The organism is Xenorhabdus thuongxuanensis, assembly GCF_001908095.1.
GTDB lineage: Bacteria > Pseudomonadota > Gammaproteobacteria > Enterobacterales > Enterobacteriaceae > Xenorhabdus > Xenorhabdus thuongxuanensis.
Map to the genome: position 1 here is coordinate 23,892 of NZ_MKGR01000027.1, position 21,287 is coordinate 45,178.

Sequence of the window (21,287 nt, forward strand, 5' to 3'; positions counted from 1 at the left end):
CTAACTTCAGGAAGTTGATCCGAATAGTAATGCAATTGTGCTTTGTGCGGGTAATAAGGCAGGGCAAAACCAAAAATTATTCTATGAAGAAATTATTAATACTGCTGATGAAAAATTTAAAATTCATCTAGAAAATTTGGAGAGATAAGATGGCCACTTTAACAGAACTGATGGCAAAACGAAGCTCTGTCCCACTTATTCTGTTGCAGGGCATTTTTTAGCAGTAAACTTCAAATTTACACCCCAACTAATCTCCGCTATAGCGGATAGGCAGATTTTATAACAAAATACCCTATTTTATTTCATATTAATTATTTTAATATCTCATATTATTGAAATAAAAATCCAACCTAAGTAATATTAACTGGCGGTTTAGCAGTAGGATGAAATTACCTTGAATTTTAACGAATAATTAAGTGAGGGATTTATGTCTGAACTCAGTAAACCAGAAAATATGAATGCCAGCCTTAAATGCCCATTCAATCCTGACCAATACAGGGATTACGGTGCAGATATCATTGTACCAGCCGGTTCTTTCGCATGGGCACTGAGCAAAGTGTATTTGGGAAAACAGGTACATCGTAGTGGTTGGAATGCCCCTATAGAACACATGCGTCTTGCTTACAAATCAGAGGTAGGCAGTGCAGATGATGGAGCTGCCTATATTGAGAAGAGTGACAAAGATGGTTATTGGTCTCGCTGGACACCAATACAAGAAGATTTGATGGCTTGTGATTGGAAATTGCTGCAATTACCAGAATCAAATTGGATGTCTTTTGATCTTGAAGTAGGAATGGGTCTATTTGATGACGCTATCTATAATGGATATATCAGCAACGATATGCGTCCTCGGGGGACAAAAATAAGAAATAGGAGTAGTGGTACTTTATCTAATTTCCAGAATAATATAACGACGATTAGGGAAGTTGCAGGTTTTATCTGGGATTCTGATGAAGTTATTGTAGGCGTATCTTGCTATGAAGATGGATGTCAGAAGGCGGCAGAATTACTTAAAAATAGTCTTTCTATAACGCTCAATGGTAAGACTTATAATTATGCCTTCAATAATGTATCAGTGCACGAATCTATTATAATTGCTACATATAGTGGTAATATTTCTGAATTCAATCAAATAGCGGAAATAGGTAAGACTCAAAATTTCCATCTTAGCTGGTAATATAAATAAATTTCCCAAATCTCTATTCTAAATTTAAGGCTATGCGCCATTCAGCATGGCCTTTATGTCTTGCCGCTATAATAACTCCCAATACCTCAACATTCCTTATTGCCACGATATTTTTATAATAGAAACAATAAACCACATCGATATTAAACCTATTAAAGCCATTACTTTTGTCACTATTTCGTGGATGCGCCTTTATAGCCAACATAAAGGCCTGAGCAAGAAGTTATATTTTAGTAGGGTATTTTTTAGCAGCAAACTTCAAATTTACCATCCAACGGATATCCATCACAGCAGATAGTTGGATTATATAATAAAAACCATTATTTTATTCCATATTAATTGCTTTTATATCTCACATTATTGAAATAAAAGCTTAACCTAAGTAATATGATCTGGCGGTTTAGCAGTAGGATGAAATTACCTTGAATTTTAACGAATAATTAAGTGAGGGATTTATGTCTGAAATCAGTAAACCAGAAAATATGAATGCCAGCCTTAAATGCCCATTCAATCCTGACCAATATAGGGATTACGGTGCAGATATCATTGTACCAGCAGGTTCTTTCGCATGGGCACTGAGCAAAGTGTATTTAGGAAAACAGCTATATCGTAATGGTTGGAATGCCCCTAAAGAACATATGCGCCTTGCTTATGAATCTGTGGCGAATAATAGTGAAGGCAATGGTGATGGGCCTGCTTATATAGAGAAGAGTGATCAAGATGGTTATTGGTTTCCCTGGAAACCAACTCAAGAAGATTTGATGGCTTGTGATTGGAAATTGTTGTAATTACCAGAATAAGATAAAGATGATTAGGGAAGTTTCAGGTTTTATCTGGGATTCTGATGAAGTTATTGTAGGTGTATTCTGCTATGAAGATGGATATCAGAAGGCGGCAGAATTACTAAAAAATAGTCTTTCTATAACGCTCAATGGTAAAACTTATAATTATGCCTTCAATAATGTATCAGGGCACGAAACTATTATAATTGCTACATATAGTGCTAATATTTCTGAATTCAATCAAATAGCGGAAATAGGTAAGACTCAAAATTTCCATCTTAGCTGGTAATATAAATAAATTTCCCAAATCTCTATTCTAAATTTAAGGCTATGCGCCATCCTGCATGGTCTTTATATCTTGCCGCTATAATAACTCCCAATACCTCAATATTCCTTATTGCCATGATATCTTTATAATAGAAACAATAAACCACATCGATATTAAATCTATTGATACCATGACTTTTGTCACTATTTCGTGGATGCACCTTTATAATCAATATAAAGGCTGAACAAGAAGCTATATTTCAGTGAGGAATTTTTTAGCAGCAAACTTCAAATTTACCACCTAAAAGATATTCATCACAGCAGATAATCAGATTTTATAATACAAATCCCTATTTTATTCCATATATATTGCTTTTATATCTAACATTATTGAAATAAAAACTTAACCTAAGTAATATTAGATAGCGGTTTAACAGTAGGATGAAATTACCTTGAACTTTAACGAATAAGTAAGTGAGGGATTTATGTCTAAACTCAACAAACCAGAAAATATGAATGCCAGCCTTAAATGGCTATCCAGTCTTGACCGATATCAGTATCAGTTTGACGGTTTTAATGGTGATGTAACTGTAACTGCGCCAATCGGTTCTTTCGCATGGGCACTGAGCCATGTATATGTAAGAAAACAACTGTTATATCGTACTGGTTGGCATGTTCCTAAAGAACATATACGCCTTTCCCATCAGTCGGTAGCGAATAGTGAAGGCGATGGCTCTGCTTATATTGAAAAGAGTGATAAAGATGGTTATTGGCTTCCCTGGAAACCCACACAAGAAGATTTAATGGCTTATGATTGGAAAATAATGATACCAGAACTATATTGGATATCCTTTGATCTTAAAATAGGATCTTATAGTAATCATGGTGGCGAGGCTTTTTATGGTGGTTATACAACCGAAGAAATAGGGGAAATAGGGAAAATGAACGTTTATTGGGACTTGAATAATAATGTTGGCACTCTATCTAACATCCAGAATAAGACAATATTTAAGGAAATTACAGGATTTGTTAATAGTCGTGGATTTGAATTTGGATTAGGATTAGATGGCTCAGAATCGATAGAGCCGTACTCTTATATTTTAATACTTATTGTATCCTGTAATGAAGATAACTGTCAGAAAACGGTAGAATTACTTAGCAAAGATCTTTATGTAACAGTCGATGATAGAATCTATGAGCTTTACGTTGACAAACGACTTTTCTATCCTAAAGTGAACGGAAATACAATCATGGTACTTTATGAATCTGAGACTAGGCAAGTAAATGCTAGTGATGTTTGGGAATTAAACAAAATGATGGATGGTAACATAGGTAGAACCAAGCATTTCCGCCTTAGCTGGCTAGATAAATAATACCCTAAAATTAAGGCTGCGCCCCTGTAGCCTTTTATATCCACCACCGCAATTACCCCCTATTGCGGCAGCAGATATATTAAAAACGCTAACTTACACCGATATTAAATCCATCAATGCGGTATGCTGAGCCAATCATCAATAATCACCTTTTATATTTATTAAATGTTTTAACTATTTAAGGTATAGATAATTCTTGTAAGGCAATCGGATAAAATGCAAAAAATGAGAGTAATATTGAATTATTGATTCAGAATCATTTTTTGATATCAACAAAGTCAAAACAAACGCGTTACTATTTTTAATTGTCAGTCTCAAACATCAGTACCACTTCACTTAACTAAAGGAAATGGCAATGAAATTAGAAACTTTATCCATCCACGCAGGTTATTCACCCGATCCAACAACCAAAGCCGTTGCTGTCCCAATTTACCAGACAACTTCCTACGCTTTTGATGATTCCCAACATGGTGCTGATCTGTTTGATTTAAAAGTGGAAGGTAATATTTACTCCCGCATCATGAATCCAACCAATGATGTATTGGAAAAACGTGTCGCCGCTTTGGAAGGTGGTATCGGTGCACTTGCGGTCGCTTCGGGCATGGCGGCAATCACTTACGCTATACAAACCATCGCCACGGTCGGGGATAATATTGTCTCTGTCGCAAAATTATATGGCGGAACTTATAACCTGATGGCACACAGTTTCCCAACTATGGGGATTGAAACCCGTTTTGTTGATCATGACAATCTCGCTGTCATTGACACCCTGATCGATAAAAGAACCAAAGCCGTCTATTGCGAATCCATCACTAACCCAAGTGGGAATATCATTGATATCCAGGCGCTGGCAGATATTGCCCATCGGCACGGCATTCCTTTTATTGTCGATAACACAGTCGCAACGCCCTATTTATGCCGCCCATTTGAACATGGTGCCGATATTATCATCCATTCCCTGACCAAATATATTGGCGGACATGGCACCTCAATTGGTGGGATGATCGTCGATTCAGGCAAATTCCCCTGGATGGCGCATCAGGATCGTTTTGCCATTTTAGGCACACCAGATCCTTCGTATCACGGCATAACCTATACCGAACATTTTGGTGCCGCTGCCTTTATCGCTCGCTGTCGTGTTGGGCCACTGCGTAGCACAGGCGCAGCCTTGTCGCCATTCAATGCCTTTTTGATGTTACAGGGGCTGGAAACATTGGCGTTACGGATGGAGCGCCATACTGAAAACGCCCTGAAAATCGCACAATATCTGGAAAAACATCCTCAGGTATCCTGGGTGAACTATGCGGGATTGCCTGCACATCCTGAACATGATTTGGCTATCCGTTATATGGGGGGCAAGCCAGCGTCTATTCTGTCTTTCGGCATTAAAGGTGGAGAAGAAGCAGGTGTACGCTTTATCGATGCCCTGCAATTGATTGTTCGTTTGGTTAATATTGGTGATGCTAAATCTCTGGCTTGTCATCCAGCCTCAACAACCCATCGTCAGCTAAATGATGAAGAAATGGTAAAAGCGGGCGTTTCACGTGATTTAATTCGCTTATCCATCGGTATCGAACATAGCGATGATATCATTGCCGACCTCGCGCAAGCACTGGAGGCAGCAAAGACGCCGTAAAATCGTTGTTAAGAGCGGTAATATCAAAATATTGCAAATGTAATAAAAATAAACACAGGCTCTAATTTTGAGCCTGTGTTTTAGATTAAACGACAAAGCCGTAGTGTGTACCGTCGGGTAACTCTACGTCGATACGTAACTTGCCACCGGATGCTTCCACGTAACGTTTGAGAGAAGATAGCTTCAAATCGCGGCCAGGTTTCTCCATATCGGAGACAGTCGGTTGCTTAATGCCGAGGGCCACAGCGATGTCGCCTTGAGTCAGATTCATGCGTTCGCGAAGTTCTGCCAGATGGATGTTAAGCAACATCTCAGTCGCTGCTTTTTGTGCGTTGGCAACAACTTCGGGCTTTTCACTCGCCAGTATTTGGTCAAGAGTTCTTGCCATAATTGTCTACTCCTTCTTCAATTTCTCCAGATGCGCCGTGAATTCGCGGTCAGCAATCGGGATCATAATTTCGTAAAACCTTTTCTCATTTCCGTTCTTGTTACCGGCACAAAGAAGAATTCCTTTGCGTTTAGGATCGAACGCAAAGAATGCTCGGATTGGTTCTCCTTTACTTTGAACCCGCAGCTCTTTCATGTTGCTGTAGAATGAACCCTTAACGGTGTCTGCGTATGGCCTGGGTAACATCGGACCTCGTTTTCGAAGCACCATCATTGAAGCCAGAACGTTGGCACGGTCGGTGTCATCTAGAGTATAGAACCACTCATCAAAGGTGTCCGTTGTCTCGATGATCCACATGATTATTCCTTACACAATATAGATGAAATGCTATATAGGTGAAAACCTATAGTCAAGATCTTTATCTCGTTTCTGTATGATATGCTAAATGATGAAGAAATGGTAAAAGCGGGCGTTTCACGTGATTTAATTCGCTTATCCATCGGTATTGAACATAGCGATGATATTATTGCCGACCTCGCGCAAGCGCTGGAGGCAGCAAAGATGCCGTAAAATCGTTGTTAAGAGCGATAATATCAAAATATTGCAAATGTAATAAAAATAAACACAGGCTCTAATTTTGAGCCTGTGTTTTTATTACTTATTCCTATTGGTTTGTTAGTGTGTTATCAAGCAAGTTAGCAATTTATTAACGCTTGATTTGTCAACTATTTCATGTTTCTTAACATCAAACCCAACAAAGTAGTTATTCTGGTCCCTGACTGGATTTATGTTGTTAGCCACCAGTATAACGGGATTATTTAGATCAGTTCCAAGTTCGGACTCCGCTGTCTGACCTATAAGAGACCAATCCATTATATTGGAAAACTCTTCAAGTAGAGTTGTGCCATATTGCTCATTATGGACACCTGCTGAAGATGAAGATAATGGCCACAAATCCGTCACCGTCACTGATGCATAGCTATATGCTTTATTATTCTCTATAGCAAATGTCTCACATGCATGATCTGCTTGTGAAGTCACTTTCGCCTTCCCTAGATCAAATGTGCTAAAAAAACGCAGAGGCTTTACTGTATAAGTGTAGGTAGCTATTGCCCCTGTACGTTTGTTAGTAACAGTCGCCTTGAGCTTTGTAGGTGTCAGTGACATTTTCATACTATCAAAAGGAAAATTGAACGCATTATCAGAACCTGGCATATGGGTGGCTGCTTGCCCTGAAACTACGGTATATTTGCCTTCTTCAATGTTAGGATCAACAAGAGGAGTATTTAGATCACGTCGTAACTCTGCGTTTAATGTCCAGAAGAGGTTATGAGGTCCATTTTCATCACTCTTGTAGAAACGTTCGATACTTGTATTATTCTTATTGAAAACACGTAACCCAACAGGCTGATCTACCGGTATAAATTTCACGGTCGCGTTAGCAATCGATTCTTGTTTTCCCTCTTTATTTACAAGCTCCAGCTTGACATTGACATTGTCAACACCGACAGAACTGGTCAACGTTGTCGTCAAGTATCCTTGATCATCTGTGGTGAGCTGTTTATTGCCGAACACCAGCTTACCTTCCTCTACCAGTTTATTGTGGTCAAATTTGTCATTAACCAAGCTCCAAATCACCTTATTGTGATCAAAGGTCAGATTTGGTATAGCTAAATCAGTATGAGCATCCTTAATTTTTGCCTTATAGAGATAAGCCTCTTTTCCGTCACCATTGAGAACCTTATTCGGTGTCACTTCAATATCGCCAATCTTAATGTCACCGACGAAAGCCACGGGTTTTTCAGCGTATGTCGTCGTTTTTCCACCATCAATTGACGCACCGACTTTAATATCTTTTACAGGCTTGGTACTGGTTAAGGTAGCAAACAATTTCCCTTCGGTATTTGTAGTGTTTTGTACTGACGACCACTTCATACCAGCCGGTAATGTCTCAGGATACCACTTAACATCCACCTTCTGATTTTTCAGGGCAACACCGTTCTTATCTTTTACAACGGCCGTAAAGGTATAGCCATTATCTCCAGCGAGAAGTGGCCCAGATACGAATGGAGTCACGGATTGAACCTTAAAGTCAGAAATCAGGCCACTAAAGCCAATATCACCCACATGGGTTTTTGGCATTCCAGGCATTTCCAGGAAGACTTTCACATCTTTCAGCGGCTGGGAGGTCATTACCGTTGCCTGCAATTGCCCCTGAGAATTGGTTCTGCTGGGGTTTTCCCAATTCAGGCTGACATCCTTACTTTGTGGCTCAATCGACCAGGTGACATTATCAATCACACCATCGCGGATAATATCTTTATCGGTGGTGCCATGAGCGATAGTGGCCAGTAAATTATAACCCCCCTGAGCACCCGCATTAGAGGTTGTTAATTGTTCAGCCTTAAATTGTCTGATAACAAAAGGCTGTACTGTCACATTCAAAATAGCGGGCTTACTTACCTTACCGTTATTTCCTTCCGCAAAGATATTTACCGTATGCGTATTCTGTCCATCAGGAATATATTTAGGCAATACAAGCGTAACTAGCTCATTACCGCCACCAATAGTGGAAATACTTCCGCCATTTTGGGTAAATGCATTATCTGCCTGAAATATGAGTTTCTTAACGTTTGATTTTATGTTAGCCGTTATAGGTAATGGTGTTGGCCATGTTTGCTGGCTATAACCAAAGATGGTGTTTTGTGACATCGTCAATTCCAGTTCATCTGGCTTCTTCCGATGATCAAGCACAATATGGTTATTTCTTTCCACTAAGTCATAACGGCTACCTGCCAGTGTACGCATGGAAGCAACACTACCAGGCGAGAACTGCGCACCCCAAGGTACACCAAAGCGATAATTCAGGTTGGCCTGAAACAGAGTTTCACTATGTCCGCTGCCCCCATATTTGTAATCTACTCCCATTGTCACCAATGGGATCGGTGTATAATTCAGTCCAACTCTGCCCAGGCTGGGGTTTTTCTGTTTGCTATCACGATTGAACAAAGCAACGTTATCACCAAAGTATTGTTCAAAGCCTAACTTACCCCCCAGGTTCGGGTAAGCGGGTAAATAAAATTCACCTTGAAGATCAAAACCGTTGGCAGGACGCTCTTCCCAATCATGATTTTTCAATGACTGACGCCATTCAGTCAGACGCCAGTATGAATTGGCAGAAAGTTTGACATAATCTGTCCAGGCTTCTGCCCCTACACCGAGGCGCTGGTTTTTACCAGTGACATCATGGTCAAAGAAAGTATTCAGCCCGTACATCCAATGAGGCGTAAAATAGCGTCCCCCCAAACCGACATTCACGGTATGACGGCTGTCTTTATGGCGATAACCAAATTGGGAGAAAACCAACCAATCGGCTTTATTGTCATAAAGCGGAAGCAACATATCCAGAGAGCCATTATCCAATTTGCCTTTTCTATCAAGGGCAAAATTAATTCTGGCTGTCCCAAACTGTGATAACCATTTTTGTGTCTCGCTGGATATCGTTCCATTGAGTTTTCCTAACGCGTAGGATTTAGCTTGTTCGGTAAGTTGGGAAGGTGAAGACGACAGAACCCGACTTACCGTCTGAATATTTTTCGCAATTAAACCTGCTGTTTCATCACCCCTATTATCTAACTGATTTTCAGTTGCCACTGCCTGCGTTTGCTGTTCAGTGTTTTTTTCACCTATAGCAGATGCATTCGTTGCTATAAATGGCAAAAACAAAGAACCTATATATATAAAAAACCGAATGAACTTATTACTAATATATGAGCCCATATATAAGTACCTCATGGAATATTTGATGTCCCAACACTGGATAAGAATAAAAAATTAATCTTTTTGTGCACTTAAGATACATTAGGTGACTTATTGCTAATCTGCTTAATGAAAATTTTTTATTAGCTGATAAGAAAAAGTTATCACTTTCTGTTTCAAATATCAGGTTATTACATGAGGGGGGAATTAGAATAATAAGTTAGGCTTGGTATTCAATGGAATATTGGATTTTAATCTTGGGATTTTTATATTTTATTTTTTAAAAAGAATTATTTAGTAATAAATATCAAGATACAACATCTAACTCCCTGGCAAGATCACGAATATCTAATCCCAACTCTTCTAAAGCATCGGCAATAACTTCACCTGGATGGGGTGGGTTAAACATCTTCATTAGTGATAATCCTCTATAGTTAACAAATATGCGTCACCATCAATAAACTCGGATGTCACACGCAAATTCCCTGACACAGTAACCGACCATTGACCCTCCCTATCTCCAGTTAACGGGTGTAGTCTGTATCCGGATATACATTATTTATAACGTACTGTTTTTAATAATTTATTTTCATAATTAATATTGTTGAATTATAGAAAATATTCCTATAATGTGATATTTATCACAAAATGGCATTTTTTGCTAATTTTTGTTAGCAAAAGGTTTTGCTAGATCTTAATATCACCATTATTTGCTACAAATTTAACATTAAATTAACTAAAGTAAGTAAAATATTCCACTCACCTGATTATTGACTATTCCTGAGCAAGTCGTTCTTGGGATAAGGATCTTTTGGCGGTGGCTCAATAATAACAAGCCCAATGAGGATTATGATGATGATAAAACACAACGCACTCGCAATGGCAATTCCGGTACTGCTTATTACAGGAGCTGCAAATGCTGCTGAAATTTATAATAAAGATGGTAATAAAATAGATTTATATGGAAAGGCCGATGTTCAAAGAACATTCTCCAAAGACAAACAGTCTGGTTCTGGTGATGGTTCTGTTGGTCGTATCGGTATTAAAGGTTCAACCCAAATTACTGATACCCTAACTGGCTTCGGGCGCTGGGAATACAACATGGGTGCCAATGGAACAGAAGTGGAGAGTGGAGCAAACACCAAAACTCGTTTGGCTTTCGCTGGGCTGAAATTTGGCGAATATGGTTCGCTGGATTATGGGCGCAATTATGGTGTAGTTTATGATGCCAACGCATGGACAGATGTATTGCCAATATTTGGTGGTGATGCCATGGCCGCAACCGATAACTTCCTAATGGGGCGGTCAACAGGGTTATTAACATACCGTAACACTGACTTTTTTGGTTTGGTGAATGGCCTGAATTTTGCCTTGCAGTATCAAGCTAAAAATGATGACGGCACTAAAAATAGCCGTAGCGATGTTGCAAGACAAAATGGTGATGGTTTTGGCCTTTCCAGCACCTATGATTTTGGTAATGGCTTCAATATTGGGGCGTCATACGGTAACTCTAACCGTACTTCGGCACAGAAAGTGGGTTCTGATGCAGCTAAGGTTCTGGCAAAAGGGAATAAAGCCGAAACATGGATCGTTTCTGCTAAGTATGACAAAGATAATGTCTATCTAGCGGCTATGTATGGTGAAGCCCGTAACTTAACCAGATTTGGCAGTTCCGTGGATAATTACACAATGTTTGCCAATAAAACCCAAAACATTGAGCTGACGGCTCAGTATCAGTTTGATTTTGGTTTGCGTCCCTCTGTCGGGTTTGTTTATTCCAAAGGTAAAGATCTGGGTAATGACCTGGTTGGCAAGAGCATACTGACAGACAAGGGATCTGAAGATTTAGTGAAATATATTTCAGTCGGTGCCTTCTATAATTTCAACAAGAATATGGGCACGTATGCTGAATATCAGTTCAACTTATTGAAAGACAATGATTTCACCAAGAAAGCGAAGATCAGCACTGACGACGTCTTTGGTGTTGGTTTGGTTTATCGCTTCTAATTATATTATATCGAACTGCCTCAATGGATTTGAGGCAGTTCACTTGTGATTACCTTTCGGCTTCGCCGCCGAGTGCATCAATCGTATTTTTGATTAGCGTACTGAGTTCCCCTGTTATTAAGGTAAAATCAGCATCGAATCGTTGGGCAACATCTTCACGATCAATATCATCATTTTGTTCACGTAAAGTTTCGCTAAATTTAATGCGCTTGAAAGTGCCATCGTCTGACAGCATAAATTGAATACGTTCTTCCCAATCTAAGGCCAGCTTAGTGACATATTTGCCGAATTCAATATGTGTCGCAATTTCGTCTGAAACCAAATCCTGTTTCTTACAGCGGATCACTCCACCTTCTTCCAGAATGGCTTTAAGCTCGGCTTCATCCATCAGAGCATAACCTGTAGGAAGATCACCTGAACGTACCCATTCGGTTAGCGTCAATTCAATGGGGTTGGTGAAAGTAAGAGGAACAACAGGCAATGATCCCAATGTTTTTCTCAGCAGTGCCAGATTATCTTCAGCCCGTTTTGCGCTGGCGGTATCAACGATGATCAAATGGTTGACGGTATCGATCCAAATATAGGTTTGGCTGAAACGGCTGAATGCTCTTGGCAACAGTGTATGAATGACTTCATCTTTCAGTGAATCTTTCTCTGTTTTTTTCAGTTTGCGATGTTGTTCACCTTCCAGACGGGCTATTTTGGTCTGTAATTCCTGTTTAATCACCGGAGAAGGTAACATTTTTTCTTCTTTGCGTGCGCAGATCAGAATTTGATTGCCGGAAGCATGGGTTAATGCTTCACCGTGGGAACCCATTGGAGAAACCCAGCCAGTTTTCATCATATCCTGGCTGCCACATGGAGTGAATGCCAATGGGCTTAATTGTTTTTCCAGTTCATCCGCCGAAAGGGAGATCTCTCGGTTTAAACGGTAAATCATTAAATTTTTAAACCATAACATGCAGTTACCCCATATTGTTGCGCATCGTGACAAAATGTCATCTTAAAAAAATAAAGCTGCATGATAACGAATCATGTGACGAAGCCCTAGAACTTCATTCGTTTCATATCATCACTGTCTTATTCTCATATAATGAAAAGCGTCGTCCCGTTAAATAGGAAAAGTAAGTTATGCGTATAGGAATTGATCTTGGTGGCACCAAGATTGAAGTGATTGCATTAGGCGATCAGGGAGAAGAGTTATTTCGTAAACGGGTGGATACTCCCCGTAATGATTATCAGAAAACATTGGCAGCCATTGTTGGATTGATTATTGATGCGGAACAAGCAACCGGACAGCAAGGAACTGTAGGGATTGGCATTCCTGGCGCAATTTCGCCTTTTACCGGAAAAGTAAAAAATGCCAACTCAGTTTGGTTGAATGGCAAGATATTGGATAAGGATATAGCCGCTTTGTTAGGGCGTGAAGTGCGTATCGCTAACGATGCCAATTGTCTGGCGGTATCAGAAGCTACTGATGGTGCGGGTGAAGGTATGCCAATGGTATTTGCTGTTATCATTGGAACAGGTTGCGGCTCAGGCATCGCATTTGAGGGGCGGGTTCATGCTGGTGGCAATGGATTGGCAGGGGAATGGGGGCATAATCCATTACCGTGGATGGATGAAGAAGATCGCGTATATCAGGATGAAGTGCGCTGTTTTTGTGGCAAACCAGGATGTACTGAGACATTTGTGTCAGGCACCGGATTTATGACAGATTACTTCCGCTTGAGCGGAGTGCAGAAAAAAGGTAATGGAATCATAGAGGCGTTGACCCAGGGAGATAAGTTCGCGGAATTGGCGATGCGCCGTTATGAAAGGCGTTTGGCGCGAGCATTGGCACAGGTGATTAATTTATTGGATCCGGATGTCATTGTGCTCGGTGGTGGTATGAGTAATGTTGATCGCCTTTACCAAACGTTGCCTGATTTAGTCAAAGAGTGGGTTTTTGGTGGAGAGTGTGCAACACCAATCAGAAAAGCCGTGCATGGGGATTCTAGTGGTGTACGTGGTGCGGCCTGGTTATGGCCCCAACAATAATGATTTATTAAAGACTGACTTAAGTTAAACTTTTAATCTAATAAGTTAATTCGCTATCCATGTTACAGGTAATAATGGGAATAATAAATCAAACTATTCATTATATTTATGAAGAATACTTTCATAGTAATGAGAATATATTTGTTGGTTAATGAATAAAATATCGCATATAACTTTAAATTTATTAATTATTAGGTGATAAAAAAGACAAATTATTTAAGTAAATAAAGGTTAGGAATAAAAGAGAGATAGCCAATAAATTTGTTTTTAACAAAATAATAAATAAAGGCATTTTTACTATCCTCGTAAATGGATTTTAAAATGGTTCGATAACTGACAATATTTTGTGATTAATATCACAAAATATTGTCATAATTTATCTATCTCTTTGTGTTAATGTGGATTTCTTCACGAAAAATATTGTTTTTTTAGGTTACTATTAGCATGAGAAATGAATCATTTTCCAAATATAAAATTTACTTAAAATAGAGTGAAATATTGTTGCATCTCATTTTGATTAATTACTCCATATTGATGTTTATAAAACTCTCAACGGGAAGATGTAATAGAGATTAGATAATTTTAAATCACATATAAATTTTATCATTATTTGAGCGATTTTCTTCGGTGAAAAAATCGTGACGGGTATTTATTGCTCTAAATATATTGCAGATTGTTCTGCGATAGTGTGAGTTTTTGCCTGAAAGAAAATCAAATTATTAGAATTAATATTTTATGGATGTCTTATTATGAGAAGCATGAAGCCGTTGGCTGCTTTAATTGGGTTATTGGTCATGTCTGGCAGTGCCAGTGCAGTTACAGTATATAACGACAAGGGAAGCAAGGTGGATTTAACTGGTCAGGTTCGTATGAAAACGACAGTAACCAGCGATAATCGTGATATTCAAATTAAAGATGATAGCAGTCGTTTCGGGTTTAATGCCAGCCACGAACTACCTAACGATATTAAAGTCTTCGGCAAAATGGAATGGGGTTCTGATACTCAAAGAACTAATAGCGACAATGCCAAAACGGGTTTTGAGATGTATAACCGTGTGGGTTATATCGGGGCTTCTCATCGTGATATTGGTGAAATGCGTATTGGCCGTACTTATATTCCTATCGACTGGGTGAAAAAATCCAGCTATGGCTATGGCAACACAGGGGTATTTTATTTCAACGACGTACTGAGCCAAGCAACCGGTTATGATGGCAAAGGCGTTGGTAAAAACAACTTCCTTACCCGCTTGCCCCAAACTATTTTCATTCAAACCAATAGTTATCAAGGTTTCAGCCTCGCTGCAACCTACAGTGGTAAATCCGGCTCAGATAACGAACGCAATCATGGTGATATTCGCCACGCTTATTCAGTGGTAGGTTTTTATAAATCAGACTTTGGATTGGAAATTAATGCTGGCTATTCTCAGGCAACGGGAGAGAGGAAAAAACCGATAACCATAGAGACGACACAAGCAGACGGAAGTAAAGGCAAAGGTACTGGAGATGCTGGGCTGGCTTCTCCACAAGATAGCCTGATGGCTATTGGTATGGAATATTATTTCCCTGGCCGTGAATTCTCCATTGGTTTGGACTACGGTCAGGCGCGCTCCAAAAATTCAGGGTTAGTGTATCAGGAAGGTAGTAGCACGGGCTTGCAGGCAAAATCGGTCAAAGGTGACTGGAAAGCAAACCTATATGGTCTGGCTGGGAAATGGCACTGGGACAAATTGGGCAGCGGCATGTATGCGGGATACTATCTGCGTGATGGTGATGCCAATACATTCAACTATAAAAAACAGACTTACACAGTTGGTTTAGATAAGCGTTTTGAAGTTTCTAAATATAATAACCTGATCTTGTTTGTTGAAACGGCATATGATGATGTCCGTAGCGACAATCCGGCTTACAAAGATAAAAAACAAACTATTCTGGGAACAGGAGCACGTTTGTCTTTTTAAGTCAATTTCATAGGGGGAGTTCAGTTGAACTCTCCCGTATCATTCTATAAAGGGGCATAGCATGATGAAGAATATGTTGAAAAAGAAGAACGTGTTGAAAATGTCAACCTTGGCAATGCTGGTGGCATTCAATGTGAACGCGGCAACCGTTGATTTACGGGTGATGGAAACCTCAGATATTCACGGTAATCTGATGGATTTTGATTATTTTAAAGATAAATCCACGGAGCAATTTGGTTTGGTTCGTACTGTGAACTTAATTAAGGCGGCCAAAGCGGAAACAACCAACGCGATCTTGGTAGATAACGGTGATTTGATTCAAGGCAGCCCACTTGCGGATTACATGGTGGCAAAAGGATTGAAACAAGGGGAGGTTCATCCGGCCTACAAGTTAATGAATACGATGGATTATACCGTCGGTAACTTTGGTAACCATGAATTCAACTTTGGATTGGATTATCTGAAACAAGCCATCGCCGGTGCTAAGTTCCCTTATATCAATGCCAATATCATCGATGCCAAAACCGGCAAAAACTACTTTACACCTTATATTATCGTTGATACTCCAGTTAAAGATCGTGAAGGCAAAGAGCACACGATTAAGATCGGTTATATCGGTTTTGTGCCACCACAAATCAGTATTTGGGACAAAGCCAATCTCAATGGCAAAGTAGTTGTTAATGACGTCACTGAAACCGCGAAAAAATTCGTCCCTCAAATGAAAAAAGAGGGTGCAGATCTGATTATCGCCATTCCGCACTCCGGTTTTTCCCAAGATCCTTATAAAGCGATGGCAGAAAACTCGGTTTACTATCTGAATGAAATTCCTGGTATTAATGCCATTATGTTTGGTCATGCTCACGGCGTGTTCCCAAGCAAGGAATATACCGCTATCAAGGGCGTGAATGTCGCTAATGGAACGATTAATGGCATTCCTGCCGTCATGCCAGGACAGTGGGGGGATCATCTGGGTGTTGTTGATATGGTGATCAATAACGACAGTGGTGGATGGAAAGTTGAATCTGCTAAAGCACAAGCCCGCCCTATCTATGACAAAATCCATAAAAAAGCATTGGTTGAACGCGATAATAAACTGGCTTCCATCATCGAAAAAGATCACCTGGGAACTCGCGAATTTGTGAGTAAATTCATTGGCAAAGCCTCTGATAACATGTACAGCTATCTGGCTCTGATCCAGAGCGATCCAACCGTTCAGATTGTCAATGATGCGCAGGTAGATTACACCAAACGCTTTATTCAGGGCGATCCAAATCTGGATGGACTTCCTGTTTTAGCGGCAGCGGCACCTTTCAAAGCGGGAGGGCGTAAAAATGCGCCGGCTGATTTTGTGGAAGTGGAAAAAGGTGATCTGACTTTCCGCAATGCGGCTGATTTGTACCTCTATCCCAATACATTGGTGGTAGTGAAAGCAACGGGGGCGGATGTGGTCGAATGGCTGGAATGTTCGGCGGGCATGTTTAACCAGATCGATCCAAATTCCACCAAACCGCAAGAATTGCTAAATTGGGATGGCTTCCGTACTTATAATTTCGACACCATCACGGGAGTTAACTATAAGATAGACCTGACCCAACCCGCTAAATACGACACCGATTGCCAGCTTATCAATAAAGGGGCGAACCGCATCAAAGATGTTACCTATCAGGGGAAGCCGATTGATCCAAAAGCCACTTTCCTGATCGCCACCAATAACTATCGGGGTTACGGCGGCAAATTCGCCGGAACCGGAGAAGATCATATTGCGTTTGCTTCACCGGATGAGAACCGCACCATTTTAGCTTCTTACATTTCCAGAATGACGAAAGAAAAGGGCGTAGTATCAACTCAGGCAGAAAACAATTGGTCATTCTTGCCAATCAAAACAGATAAAAAATTAGATATACGTTTCGAAACTTCACCATCAGAAAAAGCGGCGAAATTCATTAAAGAACATGCCCAATACCCGATGAAGTACTTGAAAAATGATGATACCGATTTTGCAATCTATCAAATTGATCTGACAGAGTAAAAATAAAACTTATTGAACTTCATTGTATTAATGCCTGCTCTCTTGCATAGCAAAGGGGGCAGGCAAATCCTGAACGTTAAGAGACAATAAAATGAATTATAAATATAAATTACTTCCGATTGCGATTGTTGCTGTATTGTTAGCAGGGTGTGCAACCAAGCCAGACTATCATCCAGAAAATATTGTAGATGTGCGAGTTCTGGGGTTGAATGATTTTCATGGCGCACTGAAAGCACCTGGCTCTAATCAACCAGGGGGCATTGAACATATGGCTACTTTGATTAAGGAATTGAAGCAGGAAAACCCGAACAATATCGTTGTTGCAGCGGGGGATATGATCGGTGCTAGCCCATTGCTTTCCTCAATGTTCCATGATGAACCCACTATCGAAGCGCTGTCCCTGGCTGGATTGGAGGCGACTTCTGTCGGCAACCATGAATTCGACAAAGGTAAGGATGAATTATTGCGTAAGCAAAATGGTGGTTGTCATCCAGTGACAGGCTGTCAGGGGCCGAAACCTTTTAAAGGTGCAGATTTCAAATACCTGTCTGCTAACGTTACTGTTAATGATACGGGTAAGACACTTTTCCCCGAATATGTCATCAAAGAATTTGATGGGGTACCGGTTGCCTTTATTGGGCTGACGCTGGAAGGAACGCCTGCCATTGTGACACCTAAGGGCACAGAAGGACTGACTTTTTCCAACGAAGTGAAAACCATCAACGCATTGGTGCCGGAATTGCAGAAAAAAGGGGTAAGAGCGATAGGGATTTTGATCCACGAAGGTGCTGCACAGAAACGTGATGGAGGACGTATTGACGTCAATGCCTGTAATGACGTAACAGGCAAAATATTAGAGATCGTCAACCATCTTGATAAAGAAGTGGATTTTGTCATTAGTGGTCATACGCACCAAGCTTATAATTGCGTGATTAATGGTAAATCCGTCACTTCTGCCCAGGCCAATGGCGCATTGCTTACTCAGTTAGATCTGAAACTGGATAAAACCACGAAAGATGTGGTGGATTTCAAGGCTAAAAATATCTGGGTCGATAACCATAAATACACCAAAGATGCGAAAATCACCGAGTTACTGTCATCCTACGAAAAAATAGCCACACCATTGGCAAACCGCATAATTGGTAAATTGGCAAGTAACCTGACCAAAGAAACCAACACAGGTGGGGAATCAGCATTAGGTAAAGTGATCGCCGATGCCCATTTATACACAACAACAGACAAAGAAAATGGTGGCGCACAGATTGCGTTTGTAAACAATGGCGGTATTCGTGCGCCTATCGCTATGGGAGATGTGACCTATAATGCAATTTATACCGTCCAGCCATTCTCCAATATTTTAGTAACCAAAACATTAACGGGTGAGCAGATCAAACGGTTGCTGGAACAGCAATGGGAGCGTACACGGCCACAGGTTTTGGCAGTATCATATAGCTTTCAATATTCATGGGATAGTACCAAACCTGTGGGTGATCGTGTGATTATCAGCTCAATGAAAATCAATGACCAGCCTGTTGATATGCAAGAGAAATACCGTGTGGCAGCCAATGAATATCTGGCAACAGGTGGAAGTAGCTTCTCTGTATTTAAAGAGGGAACTGATCCCGTGTATAGCTTGTCGGATGTAGATGCCGTGGTGAAATATTTTATCGAAAAATCCCCAATTCAATACCCGAAATACGATCGGATTATAGATATTGGTACAAAATAGTGTGACAGGGATAAAAGATAACGCAGATCGGCGTAGATAAAAGCAATAGATAAAAGATACTGTAACAGTTGTTTTATCCAGATTAGAAGTGCAACGCTAATTATTACGCGTTGCACTTCTGCATTAGAATAAATATCAAGTTTAAAAGTCGTCCTCATTACTCGAATAAATTACTCAATATACTCATCTTCATATCGGTAATGGTTATAAGGTAACAGTGATATATGTATTGATTATTTAATAATGAAAACAATTATGGAGACCACTAATATGCATAAGATGCTGGTAAGGATAATAAAAAATAAAATAGTTAAAATATTTATCTGTTCTGTCAGTTTGATTCTGGGAAATATCACTTTCTCGTATGCTGCGATTGTTCCTCCCAATGTTCAATTAGCGGATAAGCAGGAAATTACCCGCAACAATTTTTCCGAACCTACTTCTTTAGATCCGCATAAGTCTGAGGGAAGTAGTGAATTTGATATCTTGCGGGATTTTTTTGAGCGTTTAGTTGATACCGATAAAAAAGAAAATATTATTCCCGCCTTAGCGGAAAACTGGGAAACCAAAGATAATAAAACATGGATCTTCCATTTGAGGAAAGGGGTTAAATGGTCTGACGGTTCACCGATTACCGCCCATGATGTGGCCTTTTCTTTCCGGCGGCTGGTGACACCTGAAACGATTTCTCCTTATGGTAGCTACTTGATTCAGGCTACTGTCGTGAACGCCCGTGATGTACTATCTGGTAAGAAAAAACCGGAAGAACTCGGTGTAAAGGCGCTGGATGATGCAACTGTAGAAATTGTACTGGAAAGGCCAAAAGCAGGTTTTCTGCAAATGCTGGCGCATCCCGCGATGTCTCCTGTTAGTGAACAGGTTATTAAAAAATATGGCAGTAAATGGACTCAGCCTCAACATTTTGTCAGCAATGGGCCTTTTAAACTCTCTGAATGGGTAGTGAATGAAAAAGTTGTTGGTGTCAGAAATCCCCATTATTGGGATGATAAAAATACCGTAATTAATAAAGTCACCTACTTACCATTATCAGATTATAAAGCGGATCTAAACCGCTATATGACAGGAGAAATGGATATATCCAATGGAGGGCCACCGGAGTTCTTACCGACAGTTAAGAAGAAGTTTGGCGAGCAATTGCATGTCAGACCCATAATGAGTGTTTATTATTATCTCTTTAATACACAAGTGGCACCATTTAATGATGTTCGGGTCAGACAAGCTCTGGCTTTAGCACTGGATAGAAACATTATCACTGACAAGGTATTAGGCAATGGTCAAAAGCCCGCTTATGATGTCGTGTCTCCGGGGGCTGGGGGGATTTATTTAAAACAGCCTGAATATGCCTCCTGGACACAGGAACAGCGCGTTGCCAAGGCCAAAACATTACTGAATGAGGCTGGTTTTAATGAAAATAATCCACTCAAATTTACTTTGCTATATAACACTTCCGATGCTCATAAAAAAATCGCCATTGCTGCCAGCTCGGCGTGGAAAAAGCATCTAGGTGTGGAAATCATTTTACAAAATCAGGAAACAAAAACACAAAATGATAGTATGGCTCAAGGCAACTTTGAGGTGACGAGATACGCATGGAATGCCGATTATAGTAACCCGACCAGTTTCTTAGATATTTTTACATCAGGTAATACCAATAATCATACCCAATATCAGAATAAGGAGTTTGATCAATGGGTTTTAAAGGCGGATGAAACTAATGATCCAGCCGATTACCAACAAGCTATTGATATTCTCAATAAAGAAGTACCCGCCATTCCCGTTTACTATTATGTCCGTGTAAAATTAGTTAAGCCTTATGTTGGCGGGTTTAACGTTGACTCGATGGGAAATATCCCGACAAAAGATCTTTATATTATTAAGAGCTAATTTTTTGATAATAAGAGCCGGTTGCAGTCGGCTCTTATTACTTAAGTTGATCAGATAAACTATCTGCATTGGTGTTATAATCGGTAATCAGATGACTTATTGCCTGTTCTTATGAAATCGAATATCACCCTGTCTGAACCAGAACGTATTACATTACAACAACTTGCTTTGAACCACATACATCGGGACATCCGTACGCGAGGAACGGGGTTACTCATGCTTGCCAGA

Annotated in this window: 15 protein-coding genes and 3 pseudogenes; 12 read left to right on the top strand and 6 right to left on the bottom strand. The window is 40.1% G+C overall.

Going from position 1 to position 21,287, the window contains the following annotated elements; genetic code table 11:
- The first annotated feature begins 427 nt into the window (after positions 1 to 427).
- From Xentx_RS15050 to Xentx_RS15070, 5 genes are all read left to right on the top strand, one after another.
- Positions 428 to 1,177 (top strand): Thoeris anti-defense Tad2 family protein, encoded by a 750-nt coding sequence (locus Xentx_RS15050; RefSeq protein ID WP_074021146.1) that lies wholly within the window; start codon positions 428 to 430, stop codon positions 1,175 to 1,177.
- A 464-nt stretch (positions 1,178 to 1,641) separates the two neighbouring features.
- A complete protein-coding gene (locus Xentx_RS15055; protein WP_074021147.1) occupies positions 1,642 to 1,974 on the top strand; it encodes a Thoeris anti-defense Tad2 family protein in 333 nt (110 codons plus the stop codon).
- A gap of 19 nt (positions 1,975 to 1,993) precedes the next feature.
- A complete protein-coding gene (locus Xentx_RS15060) occupies positions 1,994 to 2,257 on the top strand; it encodes a DUF7823 domain-containing protein (RefSeq protein WP_074021149.1) in 264 nt (87 codons plus the stop codon).
- Positions 2,258 to 2,720: 463 nt separating this feature from the next.
- The gene (locus tag Xentx_RS15065; protein WP_074021150.1) at positions 2,721 to 3,608 is read left to right on the top strand and encodes a Thoeris anti-defense Tad2 family protein; all 888 of its coding nucleotides are present in this window, start codon (positions 2,721 to 2,723) and stop codon (positions 3,606 to 3,608) included.
- Positions 3,609 to 3,963: 355 nt separating this feature from the next.
- A complete protein-coding gene (locus Xentx_RS15070) occupies positions 3,964 to 5,244 on the top strand; it encodes a bifunctional O-acetylhomoserine aminocarboxypropyltransferase/cysteine synthase (protein ID WP_074021152.1) in 1,281 nt (426 codons plus the stop codon).
- A gap of 85 nt (positions 5,245 to 5,329) precedes the next feature.
- On the opposite strand, the gene Xentx_RS15075 is transcribed toward Xentx_RS15070, so the two are convergent.
- Together Xentx_RS15075 and Xentx_RS15080 are read right to left on the bottom strand one after the other, a co-directional pair.
- Positions 5,330 to 5,632 carry an XRE family transcriptional regulator gene (locus tag Xentx_RS15075; RefSeq protein WP_074021154.1) on the bottom strand — a complete coding sequence of 101 codons (303 nt, stop codon included), beginning with the start codon at positions 5,630 to 5,632 and terminating at the stop codon, positions 5,330 to 5,332.
- 6 nt (positions 5,633 to 5,638) lie between these two features.
- The gene (locus Xentx_RS15080) at positions 5,639 to 5,989 is read right to left on the bottom strand and encodes a type II toxin-antitoxin system RelE/ParE family toxin (RefSeq protein WP_074021155.1); all 351 of its coding nucleotides are present in this window, start codon (positions 5,987 to 5,989) and stop codon (positions 5,639 to 5,641) included.
- An 81-nt stretch (positions 5,990 to 6,070) separates the two neighbouring features.
- Here Xentx_RS15080 and Xentx_RS15085 point away from each other — a divergent pair.
- Positions 6,071 to 6,202, top strand: a pseudogene (locus Xentx_RS15085) (PLP-dependent transferase); the annotation flags it as partial.
- A gap of 105 nt (positions 6,203 to 6,307) precedes the next feature.
- On the opposite strand, the gene Xentx_RS15090 reads toward Xentx_RS15085, so the two are convergent.
- The 3 genes and pseudogenes from Xentx_RS15090 to Xentx_RS19625 all read right to left on the bottom strand — a co-directional run.
- On the bottom strand, positions 6,308 to 9,352 hold the full coding sequence (locus Xentx_RS15090) for an inverse autotransporter beta domain-containing protein (RefSeq protein WP_167366764.1): 3,045 nt from the start codon (positions 9,350 to 9,352) through the stop codon (positions 6,308 to 6,310).
- A 355-nt stretch (positions 9,353 to 9,707) separates the two neighbouring features.
- Positions 9,708 to 9,806: pseudogene (locus Xentx_RS15095) on the bottom strand (helix-turn-helix transcriptional regulator); the annotation flags it as partial.
- Positions 9,806 to 9,937 (bottom strand): annotated as a pseudogene (locus Xentx_RS19625) (type II toxin-antitoxin system RelE/ParE family toxin); the annotation flags it as partial. The pseudogenes Xentx_RS15095 and Xentx_RS19625, both read right to left, overlap by 1 nt.
- Before the next feature lie 309 nt (positions 9,938 to 10,246).
- Between Xentx_RS19625 and Xentx_RS15105 the strand changes: the two are divergent.
- A complete protein-coding gene (locus Xentx_RS15105; protein WP_074021161.1) occupies positions 10,247 to 11,398 on the top strand; it encodes a porin in 1,152 nt (383 codons plus the stop codon).
- A gap of 49 nt (positions 11,399 to 11,447) precedes the next feature.
- Here Xentx_RS15105 and rdgC read toward each other — a convergent pair whose 3' ends face one another.
- Positions 11,448 to 12,359: a recombination-associated protein RdgC gene (rdgC, locus tag Xentx_RS15110; protein WP_074021162.1), complete on the bottom strand. Its 912-nt coding sequence runs from the start codon at positions 12,357 to 12,359 to the stop codon at positions 11,448 to 11,450.
- A 170-nt stretch (positions 12,360 to 12,529) separates the two neighbouring features.
- On the opposite strand from rdgC, the gene mak reads away from it, so the two are divergent.
- The 5 genes from mak to Xentx_RS15135 all read left to right on the top strand — a co-directional run bounded on the left by mak (position 12,530) and on the right by Xentx_RS15135 (position 21,059).
- Positions 12,530 to 13,438 carry a fructokinase gene (gene mak / locus Xentx_RS15115; RefSeq protein WP_074021164.1) on the top strand — a complete coding sequence of 303 codons (909 nt, stop codon included), beginning with the start codon at positions 12,530 to 12,532 and terminating at the stop codon, positions 13,436 to 13,438.
- A gap of 749 nt (positions 13,439 to 14,187) precedes the next feature.
- Complete coding sequence (locus Xentx_RS15120; protein ID WP_074021166.1) at positions 14,188 to 15,396, top strand: porin; 1,209 nt, start codon at positions 14,188 to 14,190, stop codon at positions 15,394 to 15,396.
- A gap of 64 nt (positions 15,397 to 15,460) precedes the next feature.
- The gene (locus tag Xentx_RS15125; RefSeq protein ID WP_208607594.1) at positions 15,461 to 17,425 is read left to right on the top strand and encodes a bifunctional 2',3'-cyclic-nucleotide 2'-phosphodiesterase/3'-nucleotidase; all 1,965 of its coding nucleotides are present in this window, start codon (positions 15,461 to 15,463) and stop codon (positions 17,423 to 17,425) included.
- A 91-nt stretch (positions 17,426 to 17,516) separates the two neighbouring features.
- On the top strand, positions 17,517 to 19,154 hold the full coding sequence (locus Xentx_RS15130) for a bifunctional metallophosphatase/5'-nucleotidase (RefSeq protein ID WP_074021168.1): 1,638 nt from the start codon (positions 17,517 to 17,519) through the stop codon (positions 19,152 to 19,154).
- 270 nt (positions 19,155 to 19,424) lie between these two features.
- Positions 19,425 to 21,059, top strand: a complete 1,635-nt coding sequence (locus tag Xentx_RS15135) for an ABC transporter substrate-binding protein (protein WP_244149878.1) — start codon at positions 19,425 to 19,427, stop codon at positions 21,057 to 21,059.
- The last annotated feature ends 228 nt before the right edge of the window (positions 21,060 to 21,287 follow it).